We start from the raw sequence: 19,229 nt of genomic DNA, 5'->3' as shown, positions 1-19,229 counted from the left end.
CCTCCCTTAGCGAATTGTGACCGGCGTTCCCTTGGGCAGACTTTGCAGCCAGTGGGCGTCAGCTTGGGATATTTGGATCGTGCGCGGAAAATTAAAGTTTTGCTTGAGCCAATTTTTGGCAACCGCGTGCTGGCCAATCGTAGCGGGCACGACGAAGTAAAGGTGGTGGTTGAGTGCCACCCAATTGCTGGCACCGAGGGCTTGACGTCCGCCAACGTAGTTAATCTGCTGGCCAAAGTGGCCCTGGCTGCTGGTGGCCTGGGGACTGGCGTTGACCCGAGCGTGCATGGTGTAGATGACCCGGTGACCGCTCAAGACGAAGACCTTCTGCAGCTTGGCTACCGCGATGATCCGCAGGTGAGATTGCTTGCGGAGGTTAGGATAGGCCTTGTTTTCGGAAGGCCGGTTGCGATTGGGACGCCGCAGCCGGTTGGCGCTTGCGACCTGGCTGGTCCGACTGGCATCCGGGATGAATTTGCTGCTGCTCAGGTAGGTATGAACGTTAATGATGACAACACTAATTGTGAAGAAGATGGCGATCAGGTAAAAGAGATGCTTTAGTTCGCGATTCATTAGATATTGATTCCTTTGTGTGTAGTCTATCCTCTATCTTAGCGTATTTGAAACCAATCAGTATACTTTGGGAGAAAATCAATGAAAAAATTTTGGACAATTATCATGACAGCGATCCTGGTGCTTTGGAGCGTGGTGACCGTTCCGGCCCACGCCCAGGCACAGATCGACGCCTCGGCCGCAATGATGGTGGATGCCACCACGGGTCAGGTGATCTATGAGCAAAATGCCGATCAGAAGCTGCCGATCGCCTCGGTCAGCAAACTGCTCACGGCGATGGTCGTGGAGGACGAGGTGAAAAATAAGCAGATCACCGGTGATACCAAGGTCAAGGTAAATGACGACATCGCCGCCGTCTCCAACGACCCGAACTATTCAGCGATCGGTCTGCAGTCGGGGGAATCCTACACGGTGCGTGAACTGTTAAACGCGGCCCTGGTCAAATCGGCCGATGGAGCCACGCTGGCGCTGGCCACGGCGGCGGGCGACAGCATGGATGAATTTACCATCAAGCTCCAGCAAAAGGCGCAAAAGATTGGCCTGAAGAACTATTCGATTGTGAACCCGGTCGGCCTGACGAACAGCGACCTGAAGAATCTCAAGTCAAACCAGTATTCGGATAACGCCGAAAATGCTATGACAGCAAGGGACGTGGCGATCATGGCCCGTTATTTTGTCAACCACTATCCCCAGCTGCTCCAGGTGACCGCCCAGAAGCAGGCAACCTTCTACATCGCCAAGGGCAAGTCCAAGGTGGGCAAGAACCTGAATGAGATGCTGCCGGGCGGCAAGTACACGGTCCCCGGGGTGCAAATCGACGGGCTCAAAACCGGGACCTCGGATGCGGCGGGGGCCTGCTTCGTAAGCACCGGCCGCTACAGGGGGCACCGGATCATCACGGTCGTGCTGCATGCCAACGGGCAAAACAAGGATAACCGTTTCGTGCAAACCCAGCGGCTGTACCAGATGCTCAAACAAAATTATCACCTGCAGACGGTCAAGGTCGCTGCCAACCTGCGCCAGCCAAAAATCGCCGACGGAGCCCAGCACCAGGCTTCACTAGGCCCCAAGCAGGTCACGGCCTGGGGCACCAGCAGCCCCCGGCACTACACGATGGCGGTTAAGTACCGGACCAAGCTTGTAAACAAGCAGAACCAGCTTGAGGCCCCCCTCAAGCGCGGCCAGGTGGTTGGCAGCCTTGAATTGTCCGGCCCGGGCCTGAAATCCGTTGACAAGAAGGCCCTGACCTACCAATTGACCAGCACGCAGAGCATCCTGCGCGGTAACTTCTTCCAGCGGCTACTCCACTAACGGCAGGGCCAGGATTAGCATATCGCGTAGGCGGAGCCGGTTTTCGTAGATCGGCTGGCGGTAGTTGCGGACGAAGAAGTCCCGGTCGATGCCGACCACGCGAAAGCCGACCTTCTGGTAGAGGTAGAGCTGGGTAAAGCTGGTGGAACCGGTGCCGACAAGGAGTTTTTGGTAGCCGTGTTGCCTGCCGTACTGCTGGGCAAACTCCAGCAGGCGGGTGGCGACGTGTTGGCCCCGCCAATGGGGATGGACCGCAATATTTTTGATCTCCAGCTTGCGGTCATTCCGCGGCTGCAGGACGATGATGGCGATCAGCGCTTGCTTGTGACGGGCCTCAAAAATGGTGCTGCTATTGATGTAGCGCTGAATAGCGGCGCGCTCGGGATCGGCCAGCAAGAGAAGCTGCCAGTGCTGGGGCGTCAGCTTGGTACATTGTTGAATAATCATTTTAGAAATCACCTCAAAAGATAAAGGGAGCACCCAATGAACGTTGGGCTGCTCCCTTTATTTTACCCCTCGCCGAAAAGCTCAGGCGGTATTTACTTGTTGTTGGCGTCCGGGTTAGTAATCTTAATCCGGTTGGAATCGGTCGAGGAGTGGTTCTGCTCCGGTGCGTCCGTGCTGTAATCATCCTCGGTCGACTGATTGTTGTTCCTCGAGTAGATGCTGGTGGACTGGTTGCCCTTCTTCTTCTCGATCTTTTGGGCTCGTTGCAGGCCACGTGAGTAGTTGTAGTCTGATGGATCAACCGCCTTGAAGCCCTTCGGATGGTAGAAGCGCAGCAGGTTCTTTTCATTGAGTGAATCCGATAACCGCAGCTCGGTGTTGACCAGCTTGTGATCCTTCTTGATCTTTTCCTTCTGCTTCTTGGTCAGCTTGGCCTTCTTTTGGGTCTTGTTATCGTAGACCGTGTTGCCAACGACCGTGTAGCGTGGCGTCATGAAGTCCTGGTTGCGGAAAGCCACGATCTGCTTGTGCTGACTAGAGAAGAGGTCGGTCCCAAACTGGATGTAGCGTTTGGACGAGATTCCTAGCAAGTGGAGTAGGGTTGGCAGGACGTCGACCTCGCCCCCGTAAGTATGGACGATGTGACCGTTATTGCCGGAATTTGGAATTACGAACATCAGCGGCACCCGTTGCAATTGGGCGTTGTCGTAGTCGTTCCAATCATCGGCGCTCTTGCCCAGGACACTGGCCAACGAGGAGTTCTCACTGTTGGAAATCCCGTAGTGGTCACCGTAGATCATGATGATCGAATGGTTGTAGAGGCCGGACTTCTTGAGGTAGTTGAAGAACTCCTGGAGCGACTGGTCGAGGTAGTGGGCAGTCACAAAGTAGTTGTCGATGTTGCTGTCCCCGGTGTCGGTCGTCGTGAAGTTCGGGTCCTTGTCCTCGTCGTCGAGCTCGTACGGGAAGTGGTTGGTGACGGTGATGTACTTGGCGTAGAACGGCTGCTGCAGCGTCTGCAGGTACTTGATGGAGTCCTTGAAGAGCAGCTTGTCCTTTAAGCCGTAACCGGTCGACTTATCACCGGACGTGTCGTAGTAGCTGGCGTCGAAGAAGTACTGGTAGCCCAGGTTCTTGTAGACGTTGTTCCGGTTCCAGAAGCTGGCGACGTTACCGTGGAAGACGGCACTGGTGTAGCCGGCCCGCTGCTTTAAGATTGCCGGGGCCCCCTGGAAGGTGTTGTCGCTGCCGAGGGTGGCAAAGAGCGAACCCTGGGGCAGGCCAAAGGTCGAGGTTTCCAGCAGGTTTTCGGCATCACTGGTTTTCCCTTGACCAACCTGGTGGAAGAAGTTGTCGAAGGCGTAGGTCTCGTTGCTGTGGTAGAGCGAGTTCAGGAAGGGCGTGACCTCCTGGCCGTTGATCTTCTTGTCGATGATGAACTGCTGGAAGCTCTCCAGGTGGATGACGATCACGTTGCGGCCCTTGGCGATCCCGAACATCTTCGGGTTGGCCTTGGCATAGTGCTTGTCAGTGAAGTTCTTGACCTTCTTCAGCTCCGACTTGGTAGCACTCTGGCGCATCTCGTTGATGTGCTGAGACTTGACCAGGTCATAGCCGGTGAAGGCGTCGATCCCCAGGTACTTGACGATGTAGGTCCGGTCAAAGGTCCGGCCCAGCAGCTGAGGTCGGCTCATCTCAGCAAAGGACAGGTTGACGCCGAAGAGGACCAGCGACAGCGAAGTGAAGGCAAAGGCCAGCCGGCTGCCGACCGCCCGCGGATCGAAGTGGATCTTGCGGCAGAGCATCAGCAGGAGGATGATGACGATGTCGAGCCAGTAAAAGACGTCATGGAAGTTGGTCAGGGCCAGGGAAGCCCCGCTCAGCCCCTGATTGACCTTGGAGTAGCCGGTCATGGTGGCAATCGTCATGAAGTCGGTGAACTCCCGGTAGTAGATGACGTTGAGGTAGAGCAAAAGGGTGTTGGCGATGTTCAGCCCCATGATGACGGGGTAGAAGAAGCGCGCACGCTTAAAATAAAAAGCCAGACTGTAGACCAGAGCCGTGGTTGCCAGGGGATTAAAGAGGAGAATCAGGTATTGAAAGAGCCCCTCCGCCCCTAATTTAAAATCGGTAAAGTAAGCAAACAGGGTCTTTAACCAAAAAAGGACGACTAGGAGAGTAAAAAAACCAATCCTAGTGTCCACAAATTTGCTTAATTTTTTCATTAGGAATGTTCCTCGCAATCAAAATGTTTGTTTAACCTGCTACACGAAATTTAGCAAATCAAAAATATTTTATCACAGATTGGGCGGAAACATTGTTTTTCATTTAATCGTTGAGAAAACTTAATTCTTTACCGGGACTGTCGCCGGAGCTGCCAACCAGTCGTAATGGAAGAGGCGCTTGAGGTGGCGGTTAACCGGGATCCAAATCCCAGCGTTGAGAATGTCTTTTAATGAAGCCAGCATCGTCTTGTCGCGGCGGTACTGCTTGGTGAGAGGAATTCGCAATTTCTGGCCGTCTTCGGTGACGACCTTTACAGTTCTGCCATTGACGGCCACAATTCGTGCGGCCACTATGTCGGGCTGGCTAGTGTCCTTTAATGTCATAGTAATTCCTTCTTTCTATGCTTTTAATCTTAAAGAACGAATGTGAATAATCTGTGAACAAAGTCCTAAGCTCGCGACAAGAATGGTTATGATTTTCTAAATGAAAGCGGTACAATGGGAACAGATAGTGGAGGGATCAACATGACAAAACTTAACCTATACCTGGTCCGGCACGGCCAGACCTACTTCAACATCTATGACAAGCTGCAGGGCTGGAGCAACTCCCCGTTGACGGCCAAGGGCAAGCAGAATGCCCAGGAGGCCGGCGAACGGCTGAAGAACATTCACTTTGACGCCGCCTTTTGCAGCGACACCACCCGGGCGATGGAGACGATCCAGACGATTCTGAACATGAACGAGGCCGACTCGATCAAGTGGCCGGTCACCTCGCCGTACTTCCGGGAGGAGTTCTACGGGTCCTATGAAGGGACAAACATGGGGATGGCCTGGTACAATGCCGGCGCCCCGCACGGCCTGAAGAACTTCCACGACATTGTCACCACGCATTCGATCGGCACGGCCAAGGACTGGTTGAAGGAGGCCGATCCGTTCCACGATGCCGAGAACAATGAGGAATACTGGGCCCGGGTCGACAAGGGCCTTGACCTGATCCGGCACGCCGGTCTGCACGACGACGCCAACGTCCTCTGGGTTAGCCACGGCAACACCCTGCTCAGCCTGGTCGAACGCTTTGGTGGGGGCAAGTACGACGTTACCGTGCGGCCGAAGAACGGCAGCCTGACGACGGCAACCCTGACCGATGACGACCTGCAGATCGTGGAATACGATAAGTAGTTTTACGTCTAATTTAAATTAATTTTACTAGCTTGATCCTGCTCTTTGGCGGGGCCAAGCTTTAATTTTTTAAAATTGAAAGCGCTTTTCACGGTTGATATAATGTTGACGTTGGGTCAAGTAATTTGGCCGACAACTTGGGGCATCAATTTGAATGCGAGGTGGATTTAATGAATGAGAAAAAGGGAATTACCGCGACCGAACTGACGCTCTTGATCGTCGGTTCGACGATTGGCTCCGGGGCGTTCGGGATCACGAGCGACCTGGCCACGGCGGCCGCACCGGGCCCGGCGATGATCGCCTGGGTAATCGTCGGCATCGGGGTCTTGATGCTGGTCCTGTCACTGAACAACCTGTCACAGAAGCGGCCGGACCTGGAATCCGGGATCTTCTCCTACGCCGGGGCCGCGTTTGGCCCGCTGGGTGAATTTATCTCCGGCTGGGCCTACTGGCTGTCGGCCTGGTTGGGCAACATCGCCTTTGCGACGATCACGATGAGTGCCTTGGGAACCTTTTTCCCGAAAGTCTTCAAGAATGGTCAGAACCTGACTTCGATTATCATTGCAATTATTTTAACCTGGATTCTGACCTTCCTGGTTAACCAGGGGATCGAGTCGGCGGCCTTCATCAATTCGATCGGGACGATCTGCAAGATTGTGCCGCTGATCGTCTTCGTCATCTGCGTAATCCTTGGCTTCAAGGCCCGGATCTTCACCGCGGATTTCTGGGGCAACGTTGCCCAGAACATCAAGGGCGGCCCGACCTCCGTCTTTAGTCAGGTCAAGTCCTCGATCATCGTTATGATGTGGCTCTTCGTCGGGGTCGAAGGGGCTTCAGTCCTGACCAGTCGGGCGCGGAGTCGTTCCGATGCTGAAAAGGCCTCGATCATGGGGCTGGTCAGCCTGCTGACGATCTACATCGTCGTTTCTGTCCTGCCATACGGGGTCATGAGCCGGGCCGAACTGGCCGCTGGTGGTCAACCGGCACTGGGTGCAATCATGCAGCACCTGGTTGGTAACTGGGGTGCCGCCCTGATCAGCATTGGCCTGATCATCTCCGTCCTGGTTTCCTGGCTGTCCTGGACGATGCTGCCGGCAGAATCACTGATGCTGATGGCTGACGACCAGACCCTGCCGTCCTCATGGGGCAAGGTCAACGCCAAGAAGGCACCGACCCGAGCGCTGGTTATCACCGGTGTCCTGCAGTCGCTCTTCCTCTTCTCCCTGCTCTTCACGTCCTACGCCTACAACTTTGCCTACACGCTTTGTACGGCGGCCATCCTGATCTCCTACCTGCTGGTGGGAATCTACCAGATGATGTACAGCTGGGAGCACCAGGACTGGGGCCAATTCACCATCGGCCTGATTGCCACCCTGTTTGAACTGATGGCAATGGTCCTGTCCGGCTGGAAGCAGGTCATGATCGTCTCGGTCGGCTTCATTCCGGGCTTCATCTTCTACCTGCAGGCTGCTAAGGAATACCATCACGCAGTTAGTGCCAAGGAGAAATGGGCGATGGTCCTGATCGCGATCTTTGCGATCATTTCACTGGTCCTGGTTGCCAACGGCACGATCTCGATTAATTAAGGAGGAATTAAATCATGGTTGAAATTGCACCATTCGGCGTTGAATCCTGGTTGAACAAGTGGGAAAAGAGCGCAACCTATGATATTTCACAGAGCACGATTGCGTCTTTGACGATGCACGAGCTGCTGAACCTCGATGGCAAGGGCGGCGAGGAATTCTACGCCATGCTCGACCAGCAGAAGATGAATTACGGCTGGATCGAGGGTTCACCGGAATTCAAGCAGGAGGTTGCCAAACTCTACCAGCACGTTGATCCGGAAAATATTCTTCAGACCAACGGTGCCACGGGAGCCAACAACCTGGCCCTCTATGCCCTGATCAACCGGGGGGACCACGTGATTGCCGAGTACCCGTCCTACCAGCAGCTCTACGACATTCCGAAGTCGTTGGGCGCGGACGTCGACTACTGGCACATTCACGAAGAAGACCAGTGGTATCCTGACATTGAGGAATTGAAGCAGTTGATCCGGCCGAACACCAAGATGATCTGCCTGAACAACGCCAACAACCCAACCGGGACGATCCTGGACGAGGACTTCTTGAAGCAGGTCGTTGAGATTGCCAAGTCCGTGGGGGCTTACGTTCTGGTCGACGAGGTCTACCTGCCGCTGGACCACCCAGAGGACTTCACGCCGATCGTGGACCTCTACGACAAGGGTATTTCGACCAACTCCCTGTCCAAAACCTACTCGGTACCGGGCGTTCGGATCGGCTGGACGGCCACCAATGCCGAGCTGGCGGACCTCTTCCGCAAGTTCCGGGACTACACGATGATCTGTGGCGGGGTCTTTAATGACCAGCTCGCTACCTATGTTCTCCGTCATCGTGACCAGGTTCTGGCCCGCAATCGCAAGCTGGTGCTGGGCAACCTGGCCATCTACAAGGACTGGATTGACCATGAGGACCGGGCCAGCGTCGTAATGCCGCGGGCCGTCTCGACCTCCTTCCCGAAGTTGGACGTGCCGGTGGACATCCACACCTTCTGTGAGAACCTGCTCCATGACACGGGGGTTCTGCTGGTGCCGGGGGATGCCTTCGATACGCCGGGGCACGTCCGGCTCGGCTACTGTGCGCCGGAAGCAACCCTGCGCGAGGGATTGAAGCGCCTGTCCAAGTACATGCACCAGTACGATTAATATTAAGGAAAAAGACTGATGAGAAGAAATTCTCACCAGTCTTTTTAAATCGGGTAGGGGAGCAAATTAACTTATTTCTCTATCCCTTCTAATAATTTGATTTTGAATTAATGTTTAACATCTGTATTAGCATCGTCTTCCATAACTTCACTGCTCCAAATGTCACCCATGGTGTAACCGTTAGTGAATGGGTCGCTTTCGTCTAAAATCCATTTACTAAATCCGGTAATCCACGATTCACCACCAACAGTAGGAATAACTGCAACGTGATCTCCAATTTTTGCAGTTCCAGTCAGCTTACCAGTATAAACGATTCCTAGAGCGTTTTCGTGACGGAAAGGTTCATTTAATTTTAATTCACCTTTAGCATATAATGCTGCCATCTTTGCGCAAGTACCGGTACCACAAGGACAACGGTCAAGAGAACCGGTCCAGGTAGCAGGATCATCAAAATCAATTTTACCATTGGCAACCAGAACTTCATTCTTCCAGTCAGCATTAGGATTGTCAGTTGGACCAGAGAGTTCAGCAATAGTAATGCCAACACCAGGATAATCAGGATGTGAAACTGGAAGCTGTTCCTGTGCTGCACCTAAGACTAGTGCTAATACTTTAGCAATTTGGCGACCATATTCTGGCTTGAGTTCAATATCCATTCCACGCTTTTGGAATTGACGAATATCGGCAATGACGTAGAACATACCACCCCACGCGACATCCACTTTGACCTTACCTAAATGTGGAACGTCAATTTCTTCGTCGAGGTAAACGGCAAATGCAGGAACATTCTTGAATGTAACTTGGGTAACTTTACCATCATGACATTCTGCTGTGATGCCAATCAGACCAGCTGGAGATTCCAAGTCAAACTTGGTGACTGGTTCTTGCATTGGAATCTTACCTGTTTCAAGTAATGCAGTTGCAACGGAAATAACATTTCCACCTGACATCATTGGATATTCTGTTTGCTCCATGACAATAAAGCCGGCTGCAGCTTTTTTAGATGGAACAATTAGATTACAACAAAGAGGGGCATAGCCACGAGGTTCACGTAGCATTAATTTCCGAATTTGATCATCATGTTTTGCCAACCACTTTGTCTTTTCATAGACGGAATCGCCTGGAATGTCAGGTAATCCACCAGTAACAACCCGCATTGGTTCACCGGAATGAGTTTCTACCGCTTCAAGAGTACGCTTTGCTTTAACCATTGTAACAATCTCCTTTTTAAGTTAACTAGCTGAGGCAACGAAATACTTTCTAAGTGTGCTTATAAAGCACCACCACCTTTCAGGAAAGCATTGATTTATTTTCTATTGATAAATTTTGGTGATGTTTCTGGAGCCCAAAGCTGGCAAATTACACCACCAACTATAAGAACGATGGTGCAAATTCCAAGCGTTCCTACAATTCCATAATTTGTTGTAATAATTGGCAAAAGGAATGTTCCGGCCGCTGCACCGATGCGACTGATTGCAATACACATTCCAACACCTGACCCTCGCAACGCTGTTTCAAACAGTTCTGCCGGGTACGGATTTTCCAGCACCAATGAAGAAGATAAGGTGACGGAAAATAGGCTAAATAAGACTAGGGTAGCTATTGTGGGTGCGTTACGCCAGCAAGTCATAATTAATAAGAGTGTTGCTGAAAGATAGAATGTTGAAATTAAAAATGTCCTTCTGGGAATTCGGTTAAAGATAATTATTCGGTAGATTATAGAATGAAGTTAGCCACCCAGTTGGTGGTAAATAAAAAACGCCATTCGGCGTGACATCAGGTATCATATTAAGTGAACCAAACCTATATGAAAGGATGTCCGTCAAATGACGCACTTAAATGATACCATGTCTACTATTTTATTGACTACTCATAAAAAGAATGCTCATCTTACTAAAGAAGAACGTGTGATGATTGCGACTTTAAAGTCGCAAGGACTTTCCAATCGCGCAATTGGTCGCCAATTAGGAGTTAATCATCAAACAATTAATAACGAGCTCAACCGTGGTACGGTCCGCCAACTTCGTCGTCAAAAATCTAATGGTAAGATTTACGAATATTCTTACTACATCTATAGTTATGAAGCTGGTCAGGCCACATATCTTGAACATCACCGCCATTCTGGTCGTCGTCGCTTATATTATTCTTCAAAGCAATTTTTACGATTAGCTGATCAGCTAATGCTTGGTGAGTTTGACGACCACCATTACTCCCCACAAGCGGTTATTTATAAGGCTCGAGATTTAATGAATGATGGCACCCTGATCCCAAAGTCGGTTGTAACTTTATATCAATGGATTAATGAGGGTGTGCTTCGTACGTCCAATTTAGACCTCTTTGAAAAACCTAAACGTAAGCATCATCAAACTCATCCGCAAGCTAAAAGGTGCTTAGGGCCTAATATTGCTCAACGACCTCAAACTGCGGACCAACGGTCCGAAATTGGCCATTGGGAACTGGATACAGTTCAGGGACAGAAAAACGGTAATGACAGTGTTGTACTAGTAATGACTGATCGCCTTTCACGAGTTAATATCACGAGTAAAATTGCTGGTAAAACTGCGCATGCAGTAAATCAGTTCTTTATAAATTTGCGCCAGAAAATGGGCACAGATGCTTACTATCGCATTTTTAAGACAATAACCTCTGACAACGGTTCAGAATTTAGTGAGTTAACACAAGTTCACGATCATGTTTTCTATGCTGATCCGTATTCCCCTTGGGAACGTGGATCCAATGAGATCAATAACCGGTTTCTCCGCAAGGAGATTACCAAAGGTGAAGCTATAAATAACTATAGTAGTGCTCAGATCATAGCGACTAATGATTGGATGAATCACTATCCACGAGCTATGTTTAATGGACATTCGTCAATGGATATCTATCGTAAGGCCTTCTACCAAGAGATATCACAGCTCCATCAACCAATAATCAATTGGTCAGTATTATTTATTTGAGTCCAGTGGCTAACTTATTCTTGAAATTTAGGAAGATAATTATTCCAATTACAACCCCAACAATCATAAAAAGGTTATAAAGGATTTCTGACATATAAGGATTATGAATATGCATGTTTTGCATCAAAATTGGAAGAAAAATACTAATTCCAAAGAATGGGAAAGTTTGGCAAGCATAAAACATTCCACCTACGACGGTGTGCTTCCATAGGCGTTTACTAAATAATTCACTCCAAGAGACTTTTTTACGCGTCTTTTGACCGGGGTCAGTGATAAAGTAATTCTTACCAATGTATTTATGAATGAGCGTCTGAGCTTCCTCATTCCTCCCTTTATTGATCAACCAGCTAGGTGATTCGGGTTGCCGTACTATTAAACGTTGAATGGCTGGTAGTAATCCGATAATAGAAGTAGAAGCAAGGATTATTTGCCAAGTATGAGGCCCTAAATTAGGTGTGAAAGTTCCTACTAAATAGGCAACAACATAACCGGTAATCCAAAATAACAAAAGAAAACTTTGAAATTTTGAATACTTATTTGTTGGAAGCCACTCTGTCATTAAAGAGCTACCAACCGTGTAGTCGATTGCGATACAAATTCCAAGCAAAATCCTAATAATTAATATGAAAGTTAGGTTCGTTGTCGTTAATTGCAACAGGGAAATGATAACTAATGCCCACATGTCAACTAAGAACAGCTTTCTTCGGCCAATGTTGTCGGCGATGTGTCCAACGAATAAACTTCCAAATAGACCGATTAAAGTTCCGGCACCGAGTAATCCCATCCAAAAACTATTAATGTTGAGAATATTTTGTGCACGGTTAAGTGCAGTTCCGGCAACTCCTAATGTGTAGCTGCAGGCAATCTGGCCTAGAAAGAAGCCAATAAAGATTTGCCAATCGACTTTCACCATTGGTGCATCTTTATAATCAATTTGCTTATCCAAAATAATCTTCCCTCCTTACTTATGTGTGAGGGACTCGTATACAAGAATACCTAGTGCAATATCTAGTACACCTGAACCAACGCTTTCATATAAAGTGATTTCGTCATCGTTTAATCTTGCTGTTTTCTGGCCAACCAGAATGTCGCCGATTGAACCATTAACCTTCGCCTTGTTAATATCGTGATTTTGGTATGGAATCAAAATATCGCCTGCCGCTTTCCACAACCCATCAACGTGTTCTGTAAATACTTTGGATGCCCTTTGAACTGTTGTTGTATCAATTTCTTGCATTTCAGGGGTAAATGATCCAATTGCGTTGATATGAGCACCATCTTTTAGTTTTTGACCGTGAAATACTGGTGTATGAGATGGTGTACAAGTGCAGATAATATCTGCGCTAGCTATTGCTTCATCTGCAGAAGAGGAATAGACAATATCATATGGATATTCCTGAGCATCTTCGATCTGTTTTTTGAATTTCTTGTAGTGGTCTTTAGATAAATCGAAAACGATTACTTTGTTTAAATGGCGAACGTGCTGAATCATTTTTACTTGTGCATATGCTTGAAAGCCGCTACCAATAACCGCCAAGGTGTTCGCATCTTTATTTGCTAATAAGTCAGTGGCGACGGCAGCACTACCACCGGTTTTAATAGCAGTTAAATAGTTAGCGTCAATTAACGCCAGCAGTTGTCCATCATTTGCTGAATATAAACTAATTTGTGAGTTTGTAACAGGAAGATTTTTGCTACGATTGTTTGGAAAAACCGCCGAAAATTTGGCACCAAAATATGGCTTCTTCAAATCATTAGCGATTAACCACTGTCCCATGTTCTTCTTTCCACGTATATCCATGTACATTCGGTCCGGCATATAAATTTGCCCGTTAGCATTATCTTTATATGCTTCACGAATTGCTTCAAGAGTTTTATTAGCTGTCAATACAGACGAAACCTGTTTTTCTGAAACCTGAATCATATAATTTCACTCCTCATCACTATAAAATAATCGCTTGTTTATTTTAACCACATGTTTAATTTATAACTTTTGGTGTATAATTACAATAAGAATTAAAAAATAATCACGCTCTATGTAACCGATTACTTATTGGGCACAGCTTAAAGCATATAAGATAATCACGAGGAGTTAATAAGAAATGCGAACAAAAGATACGCCTGCAACACGTAATAAAAAGAAAAAGTATTTTGTTGAACAAAGCTGTTTAGTCATTCAAAAATTAGGAATAGCTAATTTTACTGTAAGGAATGTTGCGAAAGAGGCAGGAAAGAATAGTGCTTCCATCTATAATTACTTCAGAGATTCAGAACAATTATTATCATTAGCGATCTTACACATTATCAGTCCGTATCTTGCTGATTTGGCAACTATCTTAAAAAAGAAGGAACAGAAATCTTACTATCAGTGGATTACCATGATTACTAGGTATGCTTACTTTGCTTTCCAGCAACCTGAAATTTATAACTATGCTTTTTATTCTGCCCACTCTCAAGAAGTTTTTAATGAACATGATGTGTATTTAAAAATTTTTGATAGTCCGGTATTTCAAGACCCAACGTTAAATAAAGTAGTTTGGGCAGGAAGTACTCACAAACGTGATGCTTTATTCTTTGATTCACTAATTAAAGAGGGCATAGTAAAAAGTAATAAGAAAAAATATTGCTTAGACTTTTTTTATGCTCTTGTTATTGGTATGGCAGAACAAATTAATCTTCAAAAAATTAGTGATGTTACCGGTCAGGTAGAAAAATTTATGGATTACTATATCAGTTTTTTGTTAGCAAATTCGAATATTGAAGAGCCAAAAGAACAGCTTTTAAGATCTTTGCACAAATACGCAATTGAAAAAGAAGTATTCAAATCAGAAAATAACTATAATTAAAAATGCGCTATGTAATTACTTTTATGTAATCACATAGCGCATTTTTGATTAATTCTTAATTACTGGTTTCTGTTTCCATTTCAATCCAACACCAGTAAATCCACTCAGGATTGAGAAGACCGGCGAGAAGAGGCTGAAGAAGACGAAGGGCAGGAAGTGAAGCACCGGCACGCCCAGAGTCGAGGCGGCAAACGAACCGGCCACGCCCCACGGGATCAGGTAGTTGATGACGCTCCCACCATCTTCCAGCACCCGGCTGAGGGCCAGGGGATCCAGGCCCATCCGTTGAAAGGCGGGCTTGAAGGCCTTCCCAGGCAGGATGACGGAGAGGTACTGCTCACCGACGAAGAGGTTGATGCCGATCCCGGATAAGATCGTGGTCGTCACCAGCGGACCAGGCTTTTGCAGCCGCTTGACCAGGGGTTCCATGGCCGATTGGACGACGTGGAACTGCATCAGGATCCCCCCGAGTGATAGGGTGACGATGATCAGGGAGACGGTCCCCATCATGCTAGTGATTCCGCCCCGGGAGAGCAGGGCGTTGACCCCGGCGTCCGAGGTGTGGGCGACGAAGCCTTCGGAAATCAGGTTCGTCAGGGATTTCAGTGATTCGTGCGGGTCCTGGCAGAAAATCATAACGACCGTCACCAGAATGTTGATGAAGAGCGTTGGAATCGCCGGAATGTGGCGCCAGGCGCAGACAAACATTAGGATGATTGGTAGAATCGCCCACCAGGTAACGCTGAAGTGGGCCTGCAGGACGGCAGTGGTCCGAGCAATCTTGCCGGCACTCATCTGGCCGTTGGAATTTCCCAAAATCCAGAAGAGAATGAAGGAAACAATGAATGACGGGATGGTGGACCACATCATGTTCTTAATGTGGGCGAAGAGGTCGCTGCCGGCGATGGCTGAGGCCAGGTTGGTCGAATCGGACAGCGGCGACATCTTGTCCCCGAAGACGGCCCCGGAGATGATTGCCCCGGCGACCAGGGCAGGGTTGGCGTTCATCGCCACCCCCATCCCGAAGAGGGCAATTCCGATGGTGGAAATGGTGGTGAAGCCACTCCCGATCGACAGGCCGACCAGTGAGCAGACGATGAAGGTCGAAGGAATGAAGAAGCGGCTGCTGATGAGCTTGAAGCCGACCACCATGATCGACGGGATGATCCCGGCCTTAATCCAGACGGCGATCAGGGCCCCGATCAGGATGAAGATGAAGATCGGGATGATGGCGGTGCCGATCCCGTCCTGGATTCCCTTGTGGATATCGTCCCAAGCGGCACCCCGGAACCGAGCCCAAAAGATCAGCAGTGCGATCGTAAAGAGGACCGGAATCTGCGGGGACAGGCCGAAGTGAATGACGGCCGTCCCCAGGATGATTAGCATGATGACTAGGATGGTGATTGACTCACCGAAACTGACTTTTTTCATAAATATACTCCTTCCAATAAAAAACGCCCCGTTGAAATAAATCAACGGGACGATAATTACCGCGGTACCACCCACTTACGCACTGCGATTCGGCGCGCACTCTTATCAGGTGGTAACGGCACTGATCATGGCCGGACAATCAAAATCCTCGCGATAATTCACTCACCCTGCCTGACCGGTTCGCACATCACCACCGGCTCTCTGACACCCAACAGAGCAGCTACTGAAACGATAATTGTTGCAATTATCATAGCGTGTCGAAATGAGAAAGTCAACACGCAAATGAGAAAAAAATGAGATTAGTCGGCAGACCGCTTTGCCCACCGGTGGTTGAAAAGTAGGTTCAAAAGAACGGCGGAAACGCTGGTGACCACGATCCCGTTGCCCAGGATGATCTGCACTTCCGTTGGCAGGTACTGGAAGATGTGCGGGTACATAGTGATTCCGAGTCCCAGCCCGATGGAGACGGAGGCGGTCAACAGGTTGGCGTTGTTGCTGAAGTCAACCTTGTGCAGGATTTGAACGCCTTGGACGCCGACCATCCCGAACATGACGATCATGGCACCACCCAGGACCGGCGTCGGAATGACCGTTGCCAAGGCACCGACCTTTGGCAAGAGTCCCAGCAGGAGCAGCATGAAGGCCGCGTAGTAAACGGGCCGGCGAGTCTTGACGCCAGACATCTTGAGGACGCCGACGTTTTCGGAGAAGGTCGAATACGGGAAGGTATTGAAGAGACCACCCAGGATGGCGGCGATCCCCTCGGCCCGGTAGCCCCGTTTGAGGTCCTTGGTTGTCAGTTTCCGCCCGGTGAGGTCGCTCAAGGCGAAGAAGACCCCGGTTGATTCGATCATGGTCGTCAGGGAAACCAGCATCATGGTGATCATGGCGCTGAGGTTGAAACGGGGCACGCCGAAGAAGAAGAGCTGCGGGGCGTGGAACCAGGCTGCCTCACTGACCGGCTTGAGGGAAACAAAGCCCATGGCGCCAGCAATAAAGGAAGCCAGCAGGATGCCGAGCAGGATGGCGATCGATTTCATGAAGCCCTTGGCAAAGGCGTTAAAGAGCAGGATGATGGCGATCGTCAAAAAGCCGATCAGCAAGTTGGACGGGTCACCGAAGGAGTGGGCGGTTGCCGATCCACCACCGAGGTCCTGGAAGCCGACCGGGACCAGGGTAAAGCCGATGATCGTGATCAAGGAACCGGTGACGACCGGTGGGAAGAACTTCTTTAATTTGGCAAAGAAGCCGGCGATCAAGAAAACAAAGATCCCGGCGGCAATGATGGCCCCGTACATGTAGGTGATGCCGAGCTTGCCGCCGATCGATTCCAGCGGGGCTACGGACTGCACTGCACAGCCGAGGACGACGGGCAGCCCGATCCCGGTCAGCGGCGTCCGCTTGAGCTGGAGCAGGGTTGCCACCCCGCACATGAAGATGTCGATGGAGACCAGGTAGGTCATCTGCAGGGTCGAGAAGTGCAGGTAGTTCCCGATCAAGAGCGGAACCAGGACGTCCCCGGAGTACATTGCTAGCAGATGCTGGAAGCCGAGGACAAAGTTTTTCCACTGGTCAGCAAAACTAAAGTGCCGCAGGTTAACGTGCGTCGAAACAGTCATAGGTTGTTTCACAAATTTTTCCTCCCAAATTAATTGAATTTGATCAACAGCCAAATAAAAAAGCTCTCCTTGCTGGAAAAAGCAAAAAGAGCTTTCGTTCAATTCGCTTATAGTCCAAAGTTTACGGCTTTGGGTAGGAACTACCGTCCATATTACGGCATTATATAGGCTATCGATTAATTTGAAGTGGCCTTATCCTAACACGAAAAGTTGGGGGATGCAAGGATAGAAAACGGTTTCGTTCGGGATTTGATGAAATAAGTTGATGAGGGTGTGGCTAACGTTCATTGATCTGGCCGAAAGAATATTAACGCCTGATGAGATAACGTGGTATGATAATTAAAAGTTATTAATCTTATATATGGTAGAAAGAAAGGAAGAAAATAAATGAAGAAAAAGATGAGCAGCTGTACGGCCATGCTGGTCGGCAAGAACGCCACCATCGATGGTTCCACCATTATTGCCCGGGACGAGGATGCCGAGGACGGGGTCAATCCAAAGACATTCAAGGTTTTCCCGGCCAAGGACTATACCGGTGAACACTATGTTTCCAAGTACAACGGCTTGACCGTCGACCTCGAAGGCCAGGGCTGCCGGTTCACGGCGACGCCAAACGGGGTTCCCGACATTGGCCGCTGGGACGAGCAGGGGATCAACGAACACAACGTGGCGATGTCTTCGACCGAAACCGAGATGACTAATCCACGGGTGCTCGGCCACGATCCACTGGTTAAAAACGGGGTCAACGAGGATTCGATGCTCTACCTGGTTCTGCCATTTATCAAGTCTGCCCGCGAAGGGGTTGCCCGCCTGGGACACCTGATTGAAAAGTACGGGACCGGCGAAACCAACGGGATTGCCTTCAGCGATCACGACGAGGTTTGGTACCTCGAAACCGCCGGTGGTCACCAGTGGGTTGCCCAGCGGATTCCTGACGATGCCTACGCGATTGCGCCAAACATCATGTGCATCGAGGAAATCGACTTTGACGATCCCGACAACTACATGTTTGCCAGCGGCATCCGGGACTTTGTTGAAAAGTACCATCTCAACCCGAACCCGGGGACCTTTAATTTCCGGAACATCTTCGGCACTCAGGACGAGGCCGATGCCTACTACAACACGCCGCGGTCCTGGTACGGCCAGAAGCTCTTCACGCCGTCATTAGAGCAGGAACCAACCAGCCAGAAGATTCCGTTCATTCAACATGCCGAAAAGAAGATTGCCGTCGAGGACGTCGAACAATTCCTGACCTCCCACTACAACGGCACGCCGTACGATCCGATGGGCACCTTTGCCTCCGGGACGCCGGAAGAGCAGCGCAAGTTCCGCTCCATCGCCCTGGACCGGAACCAGAGCTCCTGCATCCTGCAGATCCGCAACGATGTACCGGCAGAATATGCTGCTATTCAGTGGATCGACTTCGGCTTCTACTGCTACAGCCCGTACGTGCCATTCTTTACCAACATCGACGACACGCCGGCCAACTACCAGCTGGCAACCGACGATGCCGAACCAGCCAAGAGTGCCTACTGGATGCACAAGCTGCTGGAAGTGGTCGTTGAACCGCGCTACCACGAATTCATCAACGAGGTCAACGACTACCGTGACCAGTGCCAAAGCTACGGTGTCGGCCGGGTCGACGCCATCACGGCCGGTGCTGCCGGCAAGTCCGGCCAGGAGCTGATCGACTACCTGACCGCCGAAAACAAGCAGTCGGCCGCTCACGTTACCGAAGCGACCCACAAGCTCTTGAGTAGCCTGATTCACCAGACCTTGCTGAATTCTAAGTTCCAGTTCGAACGTGGGGACAACCTGTAATTAATTCATAGCAAAAACACGAAAAGGCGAGTCTAAAACGGCTCGCCTTTTCGTGTTGGTGGTAGAATAGCCCTGTAACTTTGCATGAGGAGTAGTGA

Annotated in this window: 17 protein-coding genes and 1 riboswitch; of the genes, 7 read left to right on the top strand and 10 right to left on the bottom strand. The window is 49.7% G+C overall.

Annotated features, from left to right (window positions below; translation table 11 throughout):
* Positions 1-6: 6 nt before the first annotated feature.
* Positions 7-573: a hypothetical protein gene (locus tag LKE23_RS05815; protein ID WP_291976384.1), complete on the bottom strand. Its 567-nt coding sequence runs from the start codon at positions 571-573 to the stop codon at positions 7-9.
* A gap of 81 nt (positions 574-654) precedes the next feature.
* On the opposite strand from LKE23_RS05815, the gene LKE23_RS05810 reads away from it, so the two are divergent.
* Positions 655-1,884: a D-alanyl-D-alanine carboxypeptidase family protein gene (locus LKE23_RS05810; protein WP_291976383.1), complete on the top strand. Its 1,230-nt coding sequence runs from the start codon at positions 655-657 to the stop codon at positions 1,882-1,884.
* Here LKE23_RS05810 and LKE23_RS05805 read toward each other — a convergent pair.
* From LKE23_RS05805 to LKE23_RS05795, 3 genes are all read right to left on the bottom strand, one after another.
* Positions 1,873-2,331 carry a GNAT family N-acetyltransferase gene (locus tag LKE23_RS05805; RefSeq protein ID WP_291976382.1) on the bottom strand — a complete coding sequence of 153 codons (459 nt, stop codon included), beginning with the start codon at positions 2,329-2,331 and terminating at the stop codon, positions 1,873-1,875. The two genes, LKE23_RS05810 and LKE23_RS05805, sit on opposite strands and share 12 nt — an antisense overlap.
* 92 nt (positions 2,332-2,423) lie before the next feature.
* On the bottom strand, positions 2,424-4,556 hold the full coding sequence (locus LKE23_RS05800; RefSeq protein WP_291976381.1) for an LTA synthase family protein: 2,133 nt from the start codon (positions 4,554-4,556) through the stop codon (positions 2,424-2,426).
* 120 nt (positions 4,557-4,676) lie between these two features.
* The gene (locus LKE23_RS05795; RefSeq protein ID WP_291976380.1) at positions 4,677-4,940 is read right to left on the bottom strand and encodes a hypothetical protein; all 264 of its coding nucleotides are present in this window, start codon (positions 4,938-4,940) and stop codon (positions 4,677-4,679) included.
* A gap of 141 nt (positions 4,941-5,081) precedes the next feature.
* Here LKE23_RS05795 and LKE23_RS05790 point away from each other — a divergent pair, with 141 nt between their 5' ends.
* The 3 genes from LKE23_RS05790 to LKE23_RS05780 all read left to right on the top strand — a co-directional run bounded on the left by LKE23_RS05790 (position 5,082) and on the right by LKE23_RS05780 (position 8,457).
* Positions 5,082-5,735 carry a histidine phosphatase family protein gene (locus LKE23_RS05790; RefSeq protein WP_291976379.1) on the top strand — a complete coding sequence of 218 codons (654 nt, stop codon included), beginning with the start codon at positions 5,082-5,084 and terminating at the stop codon, positions 5,733-5,735.
* Positions 5,736-5,905: 170 nt separating this feature from the next.
* A complete protein-coding gene (locus LKE23_RS05785) occupies positions 5,906-7,321 on the top strand; it encodes a basic amino acid/polyamine antiporter (RefSeq protein WP_291976378.1) in 1,416 nt (471 codons plus the stop codon).
* A 14-nt stretch (positions 7,322-7,335) separates the two neighbouring features.
* Entirely contained in the window at positions 7,336-8,457 is a 1,122-nt protein-coding gene (locus LKE23_RS05780; RefSeq protein WP_291976377.1) for an aminotransferase, read from the top strand.
* 107 nt (positions 8,458-8,564) lie between these two features.
* Here LKE23_RS05780 and LKE23_RS05775 read toward each other — a convergent pair whose 3' ends face one another.
* Together LKE23_RS05775 and LKE23_RS05770 are read right to left on the bottom strand one after the other, a co-directional pair.
* Positions 8,565-9,668, bottom strand: a complete 1,104-nt coding sequence (locus LKE23_RS05775; protein WP_291976376.1) for a proline racemase family protein — start codon at positions 9,666-9,668, stop codon at positions 8,565-8,567.
* 95 nt (positions 9,669-9,763) lie between these two features.
* Positions 9,764-10,147 carry an MFS transporter gene (locus tag LKE23_RS05770; protein WP_291978271.1) on the bottom strand — a complete coding sequence of 128 codons (384 nt, stop codon included), beginning with the start codon at positions 10,145-10,147 and terminating at the stop codon, positions 9,764-9,766.
* 136 nt (positions 10,148-10,283) lie between these two features.
* Between LKE23_RS05770 and LKE23_RS05765 the strand changes: the two genes are divergently transcribed.
* On the top strand, positions 10,284-11,414 hold the full coding sequence (locus LKE23_RS05765) for an IS30 family transposase (RefSeq protein WP_291976173.1): 1,131 nt from the start codon (positions 10,284-10,286) through the stop codon (positions 11,412-11,414).
* On the opposite strand, the gene LKE23_RS05760 is transcribed toward LKE23_RS05765, so the two are convergent.
* Positions 11,407-12,360 carry an MFS transporter gene (locus tag LKE23_RS05760; RefSeq protein ID WP_291976375.1) on the bottom strand — a complete coding sequence of 318 codons (954 nt, stop codon included), beginning with the start codon at positions 12,358-12,360 and terminating at the stop codon, positions 11,407-11,409. The two genes, LKE23_RS05765 and LKE23_RS05760, sit on opposite strands and share 8 nt — an antisense overlap.
* A 15-nt stretch (positions 12,361-12,375) precedes the next feature.
* Positions 12,376-13,338, bottom strand: coding sequence for an ornithine cyclodeaminase family protein (locus tag LKE23_RS05755; protein WP_291976374.1), 963 nt, complete (start codon positions 13,336-13,338; stop codon positions 12,376-12,378).
* 178 nt (positions 13,339-13,516) lie between these two features.
* Between LKE23_RS05755 and LKE23_RS05750 the strand changes: the two genes are divergently transcribed.
* On the top strand, positions 13,517-14,260 hold the full coding sequence (locus tag LKE23_RS05750) for a TetR/AcrR family transcriptional regulator (protein ID WP_291976373.1): 744 nt from the start codon (positions 13,517-13,519) through the stop codon (positions 14,258-14,260).
* A gap of 48 nt (positions 14,261-14,308) precedes the next feature.
* Here the strand turns inward: LKE23_RS05750 and nhaC are convergent, their stop codons facing one another.
* Both nhaC and LKE23_RS05740 read right to left on the bottom strand, forming a co-directional pair.
* Positions 14,309-15,691: a Na+/H+ antiporter NhaC gene (gene nhaC, locus LKE23_RS05745; protein ID WP_291976372.1), complete on the bottom strand. Its 1,383-nt coding sequence runs from the start codon at positions 15,689-15,691 to the stop codon at positions 14,309-14,311.
* 299 nt (positions 15,692-15,990) lie between these two features.
* The gene (locus tag LKE23_RS05740; protein WP_291978270.1) at positions 15,991-17,310 is read right to left on the bottom strand and encodes a nucleobase:cation symporter-2 family protein; all 1,320 of its coding nucleotides are present in this window, start codon (positions 17,308-17,310) and stop codon (positions 15,991-15,993) included.
* Positions 17,311-17,400: 90 nt separating this feature from the next.
* Positions 17,401-17,498, bottom strand: a riboswitch (purine riboswitch).
* A 199-nt stretch (positions 17,499-17,697) separates the two neighbouring features.
* Here LKE23_RS05740 and LKE23_RS05735 point away from each other — a divergent pair.
* Positions 17,698-19,131 carry a C69 family dipeptidase gene (locus LKE23_RS05735; RefSeq protein ID WP_291976371.1) on the top strand — a complete coding sequence of 478 codons (1,434 nt, stop codon included), beginning with the start codon at positions 17,698-17,700 and terminating at the stop codon, positions 19,129-19,131.
* The last annotated feature ends 98 nt before the right edge of the window (positions 19,132-19,229 follow it).

Source organism: Limosilactobacillus sp., from assembly GCF_022482365.1.
GTDB lineage: Bacteria > Bacillota > Bacilli > Lactobacillales > Lactobacillaceae > Limosilactobacillus.
Note: the sequence above shows the minus strand (reverse complement) of the source record. Positions and strands in the feature narration are given on the sequence as shown.